This window comes from Cytobacillus horneckiae (assembly GCF_002835735.1).
Taxonomy (GTDB): Bacteria; Bacillota; Bacilli; order Bacillales; family Cytobacillaceae; genus Cytobacillus; species Cytobacillus horneckiae.
In genome coordinates this window covers 1-13,209 of record NZ_PISD01000018.1, presented here as the reverse complement: position 1 = coordinate 13,209, position 13,209 = coordinate 1, and the positions used below count along the sequence as shown (strand labels likewise).

At 39.2% G+C, this 13,209-nt stretch carries 13 protein-coding genes, 1 other RNA gene and 1 other annotated feature; of the genes, 2 read left to right on the top strand and 12 right to left on the bottom strand.

From position 1 onward, the window contains the following. Positions 1 to 185 precede the first annotated feature (185 nt). Genes CWS20_RS09440 through CWS20_RS09420 form a run of 5 tightly spaced genes read right to left on the bottom strand, consistent with a single transcriptional unit; the run spans position 186 to position 3,933 of the window. Entirely contained in the window at positions 186 to 1,145 is a 960-nt protein-coding gene (locus CWS20_RS09440) for an ABC transporter permease (protein ID WP_066191840.1), read from the bottom strand. Between the two features lies 1 nt (position 1,146). Next, positions 1,147 to 2,064: an ABC transporter ATP-binding protein gene (locus CWS20_RS09435; protein WP_066191838.1), complete on the bottom strand. Its 918-nt coding sequence runs from the start codon at positions 2,062 to 2,064 to the stop codon at positions 1,147 to 1,149. A 10-nt stretch (positions 2,065 to 2,074) separates the two neighbouring features. After that, complete coding sequence (locus CWS20_RS09430; RefSeq protein ID WP_066191836.1) at positions 2,075 to 2,767, bottom strand: ABC transporter ATP-binding protein; 693 nt, start codon at positions 2,765 to 2,767, stop codon at positions 2,075 to 2,077. Continuing rightward, the gene (locus CWS20_RS09425; protein ID WP_066191834.1) at positions 2,764 to 3,135 is read right to left on the bottom strand and encodes a GntR family transcriptional regulator; all 372 of its coding nucleotides are present in this window, start codon (positions 3,133 to 3,135) and stop codon (positions 2,764 to 2,766) included. Before CWS20_RS09425 ends, CWS20_RS09430 begins: the two co-directional genes overlap by 4 nt. A 3-nt stretch (positions 3,136 to 3,138) precedes the next feature. After that, positions 3,139 to 3,933, bottom strand: a complete 795-nt coding sequence (locus CWS20_RS09420; RefSeq protein ID WP_066191831.1) for a hypothetical protein — start codon at positions 3,931 to 3,933, stop codon at positions 3,139 to 3,141. A 134-nt stretch (positions 3,934 to 4,067) separates the two neighbouring features. Between CWS20_RS09420 and CWS20_RS09415 the strand changes: the two genes are divergently transcribed. Further along, positions 4,068 to 4,457, top strand: a complete 390-nt coding sequence (locus CWS20_RS09415; protein ID WP_066191828.1) for a hypothetical protein — start codon at positions 4,068 to 4,070, stop codon at positions 4,455 to 4,457. A gap of 166 nt (positions 4,458 to 4,623) precedes the next feature. On the opposite strand, the gene CWS20_RS09410 is transcribed toward CWS20_RS09415, so the two are convergent. The 7 genes from CWS20_RS09410 to CWS20_RS28380 all read right to left on the bottom strand — a co-directional run bounded on the left by CWS20_RS09410 (position 4,624) and on the right by CWS20_RS28380 (position 11,186). Continuing rightward, positions 4,624 to 5,394, bottom strand: coding sequence for a tRNA threonylcarbamoyladenosine dehydratase (locus CWS20_RS09410; protein WP_066191826.1), 771 nt, complete (start codon positions 5,392 to 5,394; stop codon positions 4,624 to 4,626). A 117-nt stretch (positions 5,395 to 5,511) separates the two neighbouring features. After that, positions 5,512 to 5,919 (bottom strand): hypothetical protein, encoded by a 408-nt coding sequence (locus CWS20_RS09405; RefSeq protein WP_066191823.1) that lies wholly within the window; start codon positions 5,917 to 5,919, stop codon positions 5,512 to 5,514. 312 nt (positions 5,920 to 6,231) lie between these two features. Beyond that, on the bottom strand, positions 6,232 to 6,864 hold the full coding sequence (locus CWS20_RS09395) for a nuclease-related domain-containing protein (protein ID WP_083957185.1): 633 nt from the start codon (positions 6,862 to 6,864) through the stop codon (positions 6,232 to 6,234). A gap of 118 nt (positions 6,865 to 6,982) precedes the next feature. Next, positions 6,983 to 7,172, bottom strand: a non-coding RNA gene (gene ssrS / locus CWS20_RS09390) — 6S RNA. A 114-nt stretch (positions 7,173 to 7,286) separates the two neighbouring features. After that, complete coding sequence (gene aspS / locus CWS20_RS09385; RefSeq protein WP_066191816.1) at positions 7,287 to 9,059, bottom strand: aspartate--tRNA ligase; 1,773 nt, start codon at positions 9,057 to 9,059, stop codon at positions 7,287 to 7,289. 13 nt (positions 9,060 to 9,072) lie between these two features. Next, positions 9,073 to 10,347, bottom strand: a complete 1,275-nt coding sequence (hisS, locus tag CWS20_RS09380) for a histidine--tRNA ligase (protein WP_066191814.1) — start codon at positions 10,345 to 10,347, stop codon at positions 9,073 to 9,075. Positions 10,348 to 10,674: 327 nt separating this feature from the next. Next, positions 10,675 to 10,915: a binding site (T-box leader), on the bottom strand. Between the two features lie 94 nt (positions 10,916 to 11,009). Then, complete coding sequence (locus CWS20_RS28380) at positions 11,010 to 11,186, bottom strand: hypothetical protein (protein ID WP_162840959.1); 177 nt, start codon at positions 11,184 to 11,186, stop codon at positions 11,010 to 11,012. 223 nt (positions 11,187 to 11,409) lie between these two features. On the opposite strand from CWS20_RS28380, the gene CWS20_RS09370 reads away from it, so the two are divergent. Then, positions 11,410 to 13,197, top strand: coding sequence for an N-acetylmuramoyl-L-alanine amidase family protein (locus tag CWS20_RS09370; protein WP_066191810.1), 1,788 nt, complete (start codon positions 11,410 to 11,412; stop codon positions 13,195 to 13,197). Positions 13,198 to 13,209 lie beyond the last annotated feature (12 nt).

The window sequence follows — 13,209 nt, the reverse complement described above, 5'->3', positions numbered from 1 at the left end:
GCGAAACTCATATAAAAATAATAAGGTTTTGGATTTTCTAAGGTTACCGCGGGCAAGCGTCGAGATGCTTCGGCGCTACGTGCCTCCACGGTCTCGACTGTCTCGCTACCCTCCCGCAGGAGTCGAGCGGACACCTCTTCAAATCCAACTAATTTCTTATCATTACTTTCTCTCATCTGAAAAGATTAAGCGGCAACATCCCTTTTCTTGAACATAAGAAATGCAACTGCTTGAAATAGGAGAAAATAAATGATTAGCATAATAATTGAAAAACCAAGGGTCATTCCAGGCAGCATTGGCGTTCCCTCGAAATATTGAAATAAATCGGTATTAGCAAACAAGCTAAACTTCGCCCACTCATATTTCATAGCTACCAATTGAGTCACTTGACCGCCGACGAACATAAGGAAAATGGATAAACCTATCGCTAGCGAGCTGCTTCTAAATGCTGCTGAAATCATGAATGCCATTGTTGCGAGCATAATCATATTAATTGATGATAGACCGTACACCTTCATAAGATGGAATAGCATACTTTGCTCTGTCACTGTGCCATCTTGATAGTTTAAATATGGCGAGGATTGTCCGCCTGTTCCAAATAGCAATACACCTAATAATCCTGAAAATACAAAAAGCAGTAATAACAGACTGCCCCCAAATAAAAGCATCGTAATATATTTGGAAACTAATATTTTTTCCCGTTTAATTGGGCGAATGAGCAAAAGCTTGATTGTCCCCCATGTAAATTCGCTGGCTACAATTCCTCCAGCAATAATAATCATGAATAAGCCAACAAAATCTATTAGCGATGACATATCGGCAATAAAGCTTAAACTAGAATAATCCTGATTTGGAGAGAGATTATTCTCAATGCGATAATCATTTATAGCAATCGTACGCTCATAGCTTTCCTTTACATCAACCGGGAGCATGTCCCCCATTTCTTCCAATTCCTTTTGATAACTTGCATTTTGCATTTCTAAACCTTTTTTCCAATCTTCATTATCAGGTACAGATCCCCTTGTATCCTGATATTTCATAAATGCTCCTGCTATCGAAACGATCAATACGAGTATACCAATCATTACATACGTACCTGACCGTTTAAAAATCTTTAACCATTCATTTTTTATTAAGCTGATCATCTTATTTTCCCTCCTTTCCAGATGTCACTTCAAGGAAGCGGTCTTCTAAAGTTCTAGTGGTTTCTTGTATGCTGAATATATTAAGGCCGTCATGAACAAGTTCTTTCACTAAAAATGGAACATTTTCCTTTTCTATTGTGACAACAATCGACTGATTATTTATCGCGATGGACTGTCCAGGATATAGCCTTTTCATTGCTTGTTCTGCTTGGGCTGGCGCATCCACTTCTATTTCATACAATCTTCCTTCTTCTTGAACAAAATCATTTACACTTTGGATATCGATTAACTTTCCATTTTGAATAATGCCGACTCGGTCACACATCATTTCCATTTCAGATAAGAGATGACTGGAAACGATGACTGCCATCCCTTTCTCTCTTGCAAGCTTTCTTACATGATCCCTGATTTCTCTAATTCCAGCAGGGTCAAGACCGTTGGTAGGTTCGTCTAAAATAAGCACTTTCGGATCATGAAGAAGACATTGAGCAAGGCCTAAACGCTGCCTCATTCCTAATGAATACGTTTTTACCTTATCGTGAATGCGATCTGTTAGCCCAACAAATTCAACTGTTTCTGCTATTTTTTCTTTCGTAATGCCCTCAGACATTCGCGCAAAATGAAGCAAGTTTTGATATCCGCTCATAAACTTATACATTTCAGGATTTTCAACAATGGCCCCCACATGCTTAATTGCTTTCTCAAAATCTGATTGAATGCTCGAACCTAAAATTTTTATATCTCCAGAAGTTATTCCAATTAGTCCGACAATCATGCGGATCGTTGTCGTTTTCCCTGCACCATTTGGACCTAAAAATCCAAATACTTCCCCTTCATTTACTTGAAAACTTAATGAGTCAATGATTTTACGTCCTTTAATTATCTTTGAAACATCTTCTATATTTACTACTGCCTTCATGCTTCTCCCCTCATTCCTTAAAAGTCCTTCTCATCCATTCAATGATTGATAATCCTTCCTTTTCTCTTAATTCTTCTACATTAAACATTCCTAAAAATTCCCCATCACTGAGCGCAATGACATCATCTAATAAAGGCTCAATTTCATCGATTTCATGCGTCGCTATAATAACGGTTTGCTTTTCAAAATCTATATACGACAGCAACCCTTTGACAATGGAGTCTCTTACCATGGGATCAAGCCCGGAAAATGGCTCATCAAGAAGCAGTACAGATGCCTGCCTGGAAAGAGCGAGTACAAGCTTCAGCCGCCCTCTGTTTCCTTTAGATAAATTTTTTATTTTTCTATCCTCTTCAAGATTCATGAAGTCAAGCAGCTCTCTTGCCTTTATAACACTAAAATCCTGAAACTGTGAGTCATAGTAATCAATCATATCTTTAATTTTAAAGGAAGGATAAAAAATATCTACTTCTGTTAAATAGATGACGTCAGCTGCAGCTTTCCGATTGGCCTCCTTCCCCTTTACAATGACCTGGCCACTCGTTGGGGACACAAGACCAGCAATTAGTTTTAATGCTGTTGATTTCCCGCTGCCATTCGGACCTAATAACCCATAGATTTTCCCTTGCTCAAGGGAAAAACTAATATTTGAAAGACCATTGTGGCGGCCATACTTTTTTGAAACAGAACGAAAATCAATCATTTGTTTTCCTCCCTTAAATATTTTTCCAAGCCATTGATCATTTCCTTATTTGATAAGCCAAGCTCTTTAAGGTTGCTTACAAAAGAAGCAAAGATTTCATTCTGCATATTTGTTTTTAACATAAGGAGTATCTCTTCATCCTGCGTGACAAATGTCCCTTGACCGCGCTTTGACATCACCACTTCCATCCTTTCCAACTCCTGATAGGTTCTTTGAATCGTATTAGGGTTTACACCTGCATGTACAGCCATGTCACGAACAGAAGGCAATTTATCACCAGGCGATAACTCTTTTCTAATAATCTGCTGACTAATACGATCAACAATCTGCATATATATCGGCTTTGACGCCTGGAATTCTTCGCCCATTTCTTACACCTCAACCTTCTTCTCAATCAGCCAGGCTGATAGGTAAAATAGGAAAATCACAAGAAGTGTATAAATTAGACCATGAACAAGAGAAATTTCAACCGTTGGGTTCATTCCAATGGATGCTGATGATTGATTGACTTCAAGGTCAATGCTCAGCCACTTAGCATCAGCCTCTATAACGCCAATACTAATGATTTTTTCAAACCATTTGGAGGACGTAATATAATTGCCTGCAATGGTTTGGATAATCCAAAAGAGAATCAAAATTGGCCACCTTAAAGCGCCTGCCACAGAAACATTCTTCAATGAATGGAAAAATGACCAATAAAAGAGAATCCAAACCGCGAAATAGATCGTGACAAATGTGATAGCTATGCTCATGTACAATGTATTTGTTAGCAATGAGCCTTGTATAAGCGTATAAAACTCAGCTGATGGATAAAGAAAGTAGACGGCCGCAGCCAATAAAAGCGTAAAACAAATAGAAAAAAGGTATGCCACTAAAGCAGACCCCAATTTACTTAAGAGCAATAATGCAGCACTGTTTGGATTATGTAGCCAAGTTTGCGTCTTCGCTTCGATGTTCAGAGATGCAAGAATAAATAAAGGTATATACATGATATGAGCAAACAAAACCATCAACATAACAGCCGCCATTATATTAGGCTCTTTAAAATACTTGGTAAGAAGCCCTCCTCCTACAACAGCCAAAAGAATCAAGCCCATCCCTAAAAAATAGTAATTTTTCATCACCTTAATATCTTTAGTGAGCAGCCCTTTGTATGCTTGAATCATTTAATTCCTCCTATTTTTTACTATCAGTGTATTAGTTAGATAGTACACTAATACTTATATATCGTCAATACAAATGTATGATTCTTTGTTTGTCGGTGACGATAAGATGAAAGGAAGATGAAGGAGTGAAGCCAATGAGCCAGCAAAAAAGATCGTGGGAGGCAGAGGAAGACGTCCTTCTTAAAGAACTGGTCTTACAATATACCTCAAATGGGGATAGTAAAGCAGATGCCTTTCGCATGGCAGCCAAGAAACTAAAGCGGTCTGAAGCCGCATGTCAAACGCGCTGGAATGCAAAGCTGAAAGAAGCGGATCAGCTAAACCTCGAGCATGTGATACAATTTTTAAAGACCATGCCGCCTATTTTCCTGCTAGAAGAAAATAACAAGCTAAAAGCAGAACAGGAAGGGCTAAAAGCGAAACACCATGCTTTAGCAAAGAAATGGGAAAATGCTGCCTTGCATATGAAGGAGGAACTTGCATTATATGAAGGGGTGTTAAAAGTAATCAATGAGACTAAATAAAAAAAAGATCTTCCCATTTTTATTTGGAAGATCTTTGAGTGTTCGTTTCTTTTTTTATGTTTGGAGTGGCGTTTTCTTAGTTTGCCGATCATTTATTTTCGGTTTAAAATAACCATTGTTCCGGTTATCTCGCTTTCCCTCATGTGTCAAGCTAATGCGACGGTTTTTATTTGCTTTCGTCGTTGACCCGGCTGATTTTAATTTCACTAAGAAGTTCCCTTACGACATAGCTTGCCATGACCAAGCCAGCCACCGATGGAACAAAGGCATTGGAGGACGGCGGCATTTTCGCTTTACGAATTTGCGCATCATCCTTACCAACTGTTTTTCGGACTTCCTCACGAATGACAATCGGGCTTTCATCAGAGAAAACAACCGGTATTCCTTTTCTTATGCCCTCTTTTCTAAGGCGTGTCCGAATGACTTTCGCAATTGGGTCTGTATGTGTTTTTGAAATATCTGCAATTTGAAAGCGAGTAGGGTCCATTTTGTTTGCGGCTCCCATACTTGAAATCATCGGAATGTCCCTTTTTAAACATTCCTTCATAAGATGAATTTTATAAGAAATCGTGTCCGAAGCATCGATAACAAAATCAAGCCCATAATCAAAAAATTGCTCATATGTTTCTTCTGTATAGAACATTTTAAGAGCGATCACTTCACAGTCCGGATTAATATCTTGTATTCTTTCCTTCATGAGATCAACTTTAGGCCTGCCAACAGTTGAAAGAAGCGCAATAATTTGACGATTCACATTCGTGATGTCCACGTCATCTTTATCGACTAAAACAAGGCGGCCCACACCTGACCGAGCCAAGGCTTCCGCTGCAAAGGTCCCCACTCCGCCAATACCTAAAACAGCTACCGTGCTGTTCTTCATCGTTTCTAATCCTTCTTCTCCAATCGCAAGCTCATTACGCGAAAATTGGTGTAGCATTCTATCAACTCCATCATTCAGTTCTTTCTTTAGATAATACCCGATAATGAATATATCATACTATGGTGTAAATACAAGTGGGAAGGTGGGGATTGGGATGAGAATATTGGAGGGGAGCTAAGTAGCATTACTGGTTACAAGTATTAGTTTTCTCCTCTCTATGACCATTTTTTCGTTTTCTCGTGGATTTTTGGTTCCAGTTCTCCTCTCTATGACCATTTTTTCGTTTTCTCGTGGATTTTTGGTTTCAGTTCTCCTCTCTATGACCATTTTTTCGTTTTCTCGTGGATTTTTGGTTTCAGTTTCGCTTTCTATGACCATTTTTTCGTTTTCTCGTGGGTTTTTGGTTCCAGTTTCGCTCTCTATGACCATTTTTTTGTTTTCTCGTGGATTTTTGGTTTCAGTTTCGCTTTCTATGACCATTTTTTCGTTTTCTCGTGGGTTTTTGGTTCCAGTTTCGCTCTCTATGACCATTTTTCCGTTTTCTCGTGGGTTTTTGGTTCCAGTTCTCCTCTCTATGACCATTTTTTCACTGCTTCTTTGTCTTTAATGCTAGGAACTTTCATTGGCTTTGTTAATTTCTTATATAATGTGATGTCTTATTATAACCTAATCGAACAAAATGTTGATTTAAAACCCTCTGAGTTCTCCTACTAGAAACAATTTCACCACACCAGTCAAAGATTAGGTTTGTTGTAATTTTTTTGTTCGGAAATAATAATTCTAACTCCTTTATACTTCGTAGGATTCCTTTTTCTACTTTTTCTTCGTAGCCACAAACGCCACAGTACAAAATTGATTGTCTCGCCATCATCCTAGCACCACATCTAGAACAATTCACGCATTTACAAAGATTCTCATACAAATAAGCGGGGACACTGCTTCTGCGGCTTTAATCATATTCATTGATATTAGTTTCATATAAAGGCTTGATTGCGCTGCACTATTACTTAATTGGTAGGATAAATATTTAAGAAATCTGGGCAGCTGTGTCGGAAGGATCATTTGCTTATTAATTGGGGCTGTCAGTAAAGTGAATTGTGGATTAACAAAAACGATGTAGGATTCAAATGAGTTGTTAAAATTATACGAGGTTAACAGTTGTCGAAAGTTTGTCTCTGTTCGTTGAAGCTGAATAAGCGGGTTCTTTATTTCTTTTCCGCTCAATTTGTACCAACGGTCTTCTTTAATAAAGTATTCTCCTTCAAAGTTTTTCACTTCTATAAGGATTGGTTTACCTTGCGTTAGAAGAAGAAAGTCGATTTGTATAGGGGATTTATTTTGTTCGAAGTAGAGGTCATGGAGGATATTCAATTCATTCGTAATAGAATCCAATTTTTTATATAATTGCCGTTCACCATCAAATCCCTTTTCAATGTTGTGGTAATGGTTTTCATCATCCTGACTTAAATCTTGACGCTCGTATAAATAGCGCATAATTAACAATTCCTTATTTGGTTCAATCATCATTTCGTTCCTTTCATGGATTTAATATTATCATATAAAAAAAAGGCATAAAGCTGACAAGCCTTTAACACAAAAAATCCCGCACTCGAAAGTACAGGAGTTCGTCATTTACATTAGGCTAAAGAGTCCCAATTATGCCGTCGCTCTTAGGCCTTCATTTTGAACCCGCACTAATGCAGGTGGGTGTCCTGTTTTCTGCGTTTGTAAGTCCTTATATACAAAGGCATTTACGCTGCGGAAAAACTCCGGACTCCCGAAGGTAATATGTTCGGTCAAAATTTCAGGATATACGACGAACACATCAGGACTCTTTAAGATTGAATAAATCTTATCATAGACTTACTTTTTTTTCAAGAAAGGATGGATAGGACATTACTCACTTTTTTTAATAAAAATACGAGGAGACTGATCTCCTCGTAATGTTATTATTGATCTTTTAAGTTTAAAGCAAGGTGTAAATCATTCAATTGTGCACTGCTTACTTCCCCTGGAGCGTCGGTAAGCACACAGCTTGCGCTCGCTGTTTTCGGGAAGGCGATTGTATCGCGGAGATTTGTTCTCCCAGTAAGCAGCATGACTAGACGATCAAGCCCTAAAGCAATTCCGCCGTGCGGTGGTGTGCCATAGTCGAAGGCTTCGAGAAGGAATCCGAATTGTTCTTCAGCTTCCTCTTTTGTAAATCCAAGCACTTCAAACATTTTCTCTTGAACATCTCTTTCAAAAATACGAAGAGAACCGCCGCCTAATTCATAGCCATTTAATACTAGGTCATATGCTTGGGCTTTCACTTCACCAGGATTAGAATCAAGCAGTGCCAAATCCTCTCTAGCTGGCATTGTAAATGGATGATGAGCAGCATAATAGCGGCCGTCTTCCTCATCATACTCAAGCAGCGGCCAGTCTGTTACCCATAGGAAATTGAATTTGCTGTGGTCAATTAGATTTAGTTCTTTGCCCAGCTTTAGGCGCAGCGCACCAAGTGCATCAGCGACAACAGATTTTTTATCAGCAACAAAGAGAATTAAATCTCCAGTTTCTACACTTAAAGCAGCTTTGATACCAGCTTGCTCTTCTTCGGTAACAAATTTTGCAATCGGTCCTTTTAAGCCTTCTTCTTCAGCTTTCAGCCAAGCAAGCCCTTTTGCACCATAAACTGAAACAAATTCAGTTAGCGCATCAATATCTTTACGGGAGTAGCTGCCCGCACCATTTTTCACATTGATTGCTTTTACTTGGCCGCCTGAAGAGATGGCGCCTGCAAAAACTTTAAAACTAGAACCCTTCACAATCTCAGACAGATCCGTCAGCTCCATCGCAAAGCGTGTATCTGGTTTATCTGAGCCGAAACGTGCCATCGCTTCACGGTAGGACATTCTTCTGAATGGAGTCTCAACTTCCAAACCTTTTACATCCTTCATAATCTTAGTCATCAGATTTTCCATCAGAGAAATAATATCCTCTTGACTCATAAAGCTCATTTCAATATCAATTTGTGTGAATTCAGGCTGGCGATCTGCACGAAGGTCTTCATCGCGGAAACAACGGGCAATTTGATAATAGCGATCCATTCCGCCGACCATTAATAATTGTTTAAAAATTTGCGGTGATTGCGGCAATGCATAGAATTCGCCAGGATGGACGCGGCTTGGAACTAAATAGTCACGTGCACCCTCCGGTGTACTTTTAGTTAAAATCGGTGTTTCCACATCGATAAAGCCTTCGTCATCAAGGAAATTACGTATCGCTTTCGTCACTTGATGGCGCATTTTAAATGTTTCAGCCATCACAGGTCTTCTTAAATCAAGATAGCGGTATTTAAGGCGCACATCTTCGGAGACATCTGTTTTATCATCAATAATGAATGGCGGTGTTTTTGCTTCATTTAAAATTGTTACATTGTCTGCATGAACTTCAATTTTGCCGGTTTTAAGGTTTTCGTTAACTGTACCTTCACCACGGGCAACAACCGTCCCCTCAATATCCAACACGTATTCGTTTCTAATTTTCTCAGCGAGAGCAAGCGCTTCAGGAGACAGCTCCGGATTGAAAACGATTTGTACAATGCCGGTGCGATCACGAAGATCAATAAAGATTAATCCGCCCAAATCACGGCGCTTTTGCACCCAGCCTTTTAATACAATCTTTTCCCCAATTGCTGTTTCTGTTACTTCTCCGCAGTAGTAGGTTCTTCCAAACATTATGTGATTCCTCCTAATTTCTATATAACGCGGTAAATTCTTCGATAAATGAAGCAAGCTCCATTTCCTTTTGCTCACCACTGTCCATTGATTTAAGGTTGATTTTATTTGCTTTCAGTTCATCATCGCCTAGAATTGCCACAAATTTTGCTTGCAGACGATCAGCCGCTTTAAACTGTGCTTTAATTTTCCTATCCAAATAATCTCTCTCAGCTGAAAAGCCAGCTTGACGAAGCTTATTCAGCAAACCAACGGTATAATCCTTCGCATCTTCACCTAAAGATACAATGTAACAGTCAATTCCGTTATTTAATGGAAGCTCAACTTTTTCAGCATCCAATGCAGCGATAAAGCGTTCAATACTTAAAGCAAAGCCAATGCCTGGTGCTTCTGGTCCGCCAATTTCTTCAGTCAGACCGTTATATCTTCCGCCGCCGCAAAGCGTCGTAATTGCTCCAAAGCCTTCTGCATCGCTCATAATTTCAAAAGCAGTATGATTATAGTAATCTAGACCGCGGACAAGATTTGAATCTACTTCAAATTCAATTCCTAAGCTTGTTAAATACTGCTGAACTTTATTAAAATAAACCTTTGATTCCTCATTCAAATAATCAATAATGGATGGCGCAAATTTCATAAGCTCATGATCTCGGTCTTGTTTACAATCAAGAATCCGCATTGGGTTTTTCTCTAAGCGGTTTTGACAATCGGAACAGAATTCCCCGATTCTAGGTTGAAAATGATTGATTAATGCCTCTCTATGCGCCTGCCTGCTATCTTTATCCCCAAGGCTATTTACGACAAGCTTTAATTTCTTTAAGCCCATTTCTTTATAAAGGGACATTGCTAAAGCAATCACTTCTGCATCAATAGCAGGGTCATCGCTTCCAATCGCTTCTACGCCAAACTGCACAAATTGGCGGTATCTACCTGCTTGCGGCCGCTCATATCTAAACATTGGGCCCATATAATAGAGCTTTACAGGCTGGTTGGCATAGCCAAACATTTTATGTTCAACAAAAGAGCGGACAGTAGATGCTGTTCCCTCTGGACGTAATGTTAAGCTGCGCCCGCCACGGTCATCGAAAGTGTACATTTCCTTTTGCACGATATCGGTTGTATCGCCAACGCTCCGTAAAAATAAATCTGTCTGCTCAAAAATTGGTGTCCTTATTTCGTGATATTGGAACTTTTCACAGATTTCCCTTGCTTTCTTTTCTATCAATTGCCATTTCTCTACATCTCCAGGAAGTATATCCTGCGTGCCTCTTGGTAATCGGATTGACATAAATCATCATCCTCCTCTATCATTCATTTCATTTATTAAAAACTAACAATCGCTAAGTACTTGCGGCGACGGATTCAGCTATAAATTCCCATTCACAATTCCTTTAGACTACAGCCGCACGCACCTCCCGCAGAAGTCTTTGGATCTCTTTTTTAGGTATTTCACGAAGATAAATGACTTTATCTCTGTGAACAACCTCTTTTTTATGCCCTTCACGTAGATAAATGACTTTTATCTCTGTGAACACTCTCTTTTTTTCGACATTCACTAGATAAATCTCGCATTTAACTAAAAAACAAAAAAACTCTCGTCCCTTGTATGATTCATACAAGGGACGAGAGTTTGAATTCCCGTGGTACCACCCTAATTGAAGATGACTAAAAGTCCAACTTCCTCTTTCACAGTTAACGCCTGTCAACGTTCATCCCCTATTAGAAAATTAATTTTTTCAGGGAGAAGCCTAAGAAGTGTTCGTTCGTCAAATCATCATATGGAAATGCTTTCAGCCCATGGCATTTCTTCTCTTTTTATGTGGGGTTTAACTACTTTTCTTCCTCATTGGTTATTATCGCTAAAGTTTATACTGTAGCGTATTAAAATATTATTTTATCTATATAATCATACGGACCATTGCGGTACATGTCAAGCCCTTCTTACATAATTCAAGACCGCCCAAGTTTCTTTTTTAACTTTCGTACATCCTGAATGGAGACACCAAATTCAGATGCAAGCTCAAGCATTGTTGAATACTGTTCTGATTGAATAAAATCATGAAAATCAACTCCAAACAATTTATTCTCACCAGATTGTACATTCATCCCTTTTTCACCAAATCGCATTTACAATCACCCTTCGTTAATAAATCGTCTAAAATTTATTATTTCCATATTATGAAGGAATTATTTTTCATTTTACAATCTGTTTACAAATTAAATGCATTGACCGATATTAGAAGGGATTGCCTTTATAAAATAGAATGTATACATAAAGATTGTCATTCTTGACTAGCATAGTAATTTTTGCTTTGCTTGTAAGGTGATTAAGAGGAGAGGAGGAAATTGATTGCTCAGAAGGAAAAATCTCATCATTGTTCTATGCTTCATCCTTCTAGCCAGCATTGTTTTTCCGTTTGAAAAAGCAATGGCTGATGGTCAAAAAGTAAAAATAGGCACTGATAGTTTAAATGTTCGCACAGGGCCGGGACTAAGTTATCCAGTTTTAGGAATGGCTCAAAAAGGTGAAAGCTTTACGATGATTTCAAAGCAGGATGAATGGATTGAAATCGATTTTGGATCAGGCCAAAAAGGGTGGGTCGCAGATTGGCTCGTTGTACCTGATAATGGCGAATCAGAAACGGCAATTGAGCAAAAAACAGAGCCTGTCACGACCACAAACAACCATGCCACAGTTACTACGGATGGCTTAAGGGTTCGTGGCGGTCCATCGACAGAACATCGAGTGTTGGGACTTATTGAAAAAAATAAAGAATATCGCATTGTTTCACAACAAGGAGGATGGGTTGAGTTAGAAACTCAGTATGGAAACGGCTGGGTTTCCAGTGAATTTCTAAACTTCACATCGTCTTCTGCTCCTTCCCAGCAATCGTCCAGTAAACCTAAGTCTGCTGTTAAAAGCGGCACGATTACTACGAACTCATTAAATATTCGAAGTGAGCCATCTCAAGGCAGTGCATTACTAGGAAAGTTTGCTAAAGGAGATAAGGTGGAAATCATCTCTCAGCAAAACGATTGGACAGAAATTTCATATAATGGAGCATCTGCATGGATTAGCAGCCAGTATGTACAGGCGCAATCAAGCGAAGCAAAAAACAGCAAAAAAACTAAAGCAAGCGGAGGAAGCGGAAAAATAACCGCCACCTCATTAAATGTAAGAGAAACACCTTCACTTAATGGAAAAAATATTGGCACTGTATCGCAGGGTCAAACCTTCTCCATCATTGAGGAACAGAATAATTGGGCAAAAATCGAGTATGAATCAGGGGTATATGGCTGGGTTGCTGGCTGGTTCTTGGAAAAAGACGGACAAGAAAGCACACAATCATCTGCAGAAAAACCTGCCGCCGGCAAAAAAATTACGATTTTGCAAAATGGATCGAATGTGAGACAAGAAGCCAATACAAGCTCACAAGTGATAGAAAGAGCTAATCAAGGTGATGTTTTTGAAGTGGTTAGCTATGAAAACGACTGGTATGAGATTAAACTATCTGGTGGAAAAACCGGCTTTATTGCCGGCTGGATTGTGTCTTCCGGCAAAACTTCACCTAATGTCGGAAATCCTGGTTCAGGATTACCGCTTCAAAATAAAACAATTGTTCTTGATCCCGGACATGGCGGGCGTGATAACGGTACGACAGGTGCATCTGGAACATTAGAAAAAACCGTTACAATGGCAACAGCAGAATTATTAGCAAGTAAATTAAAAGCAGCAGGTGCTAATGTAGTCTTTACAAGGCAGCAAGATACATATGTTCCGCTTCAATCACGTGTAAGCAGCTCTCATATGCATAATGCTGATGCGTTTCTCAGCATTCATTATGACAGCATCGATGACCGAAGTGTACGCGGGATGACTACTTACTACTATCATGACTATCAGCAGGAGCTTGCAGCTGATGTGCATAGCAGCACGATTGCAAAAATCAACATTCCAGATCGCGGACATCGACAAGGTGACTATTTTGTTATAAGAGAAAATAACCGCAAAGCAATTCTGCTTGAATTAGGCTATTTAAGCAACCCTGCAGAGGAAATGATTGTATCCTCCCCGCAGTATCAAGAAGCTGTTGCAACCGGTATTTTCCAAGGGTTAGCTAGACATTTTAGCAAATAAAAAAAGAGCTGC

What these genes read in the sequence shown, in the direction of transcription:
- CWS20_RS09435 (WP_066191838.1), bottom strand. Translation starts at nt 2,064, where the DNA reads ATGAAGGCAGTAGTAAATATAGAAGATGTTTCAAAGATAATTAAAGGA.
- CWS20_RS09420 (WP_066191831.1), bottom strand. Translation starts at nt 3,933, where the DNA reads ATGATTCAAGCATACAAAGGGCTGCTCACTAAAGATATTAAGGTGATG.
- CWS20_RS09440 (WP_066191840.1), bottom strand. Translation starts at nt 1,145, where the DNA reads ATGATCAGCTTAATAAAAAATGAATGGTTAAAGATTTTTAAACGGTCA.
- CWS20_RS09415 (WP_066191828.1), top strand. Translation starts at nt 4,068, where the DNA reads ATGAGCCAGCAAAAAAGATCGTGGGAGGCAGAGGAAGACGTCCTTCTT.
- CWS20_RS09430 (WP_066191836.1), bottom strand. Translation starts at nt 2,767, where the DNA reads ATGATTGATTTTCGTTCTGTTTCAAAAAAGTATGGCCGCCACAATGGT.
- CWS20_RS28380 (WP_162840959.1), bottom strand. Translation starts at nt 11,186, where the DNA reads ATGCGATTTGGTGAAAAAGGGATGAATGTACAATCTGGTGAGAATAAA.
- CWS20_RS09395 (WP_083957185.1), bottom strand. Translation starts at nt 6,864, where the DNA reads ATGATGATTGAACCAAATAAGGAATTGTTAATTATGCGCTATTTATAC.
- hisS (WP_066191814.1), bottom strand. Translation starts at nt 10,347, where the DNA reads ATGTCAATCCGATTACCAAGAGGCACGCAGGATATACTTCCTGGAGAT.
- aspS (WP_066191816.1), bottom strand. Translation starts at nt 9,059, where the DNA reads ATGTTTGGAAGAACCTACTACTGCGGAGAAGTAACAGAAACAGCAATT.
- CWS20_RS09425 (WP_066191834.1), bottom strand. Translation starts at nt 3,135, where the DNA reads ATGGGCGAAGAATTCCAGGCGTCAAAGCCGATATATATGCAGATTGTT.
- CWS20_RS09405 (WP_066191823.1), bottom strand. Translation starts at nt 5,919, where the DNA reads ATGGTCATAGAGAGGAGAACTGGAACCAAAAACCCACGAGAAAACGGA.
- CWS20_RS09410 (WP_066191826.1), bottom strand. Translation starts at nt 5,394, where the DNA reads ATGCTACACCAATTTTCGCGTAATGAGCTTGCGATTGGAGAAGAAGGA.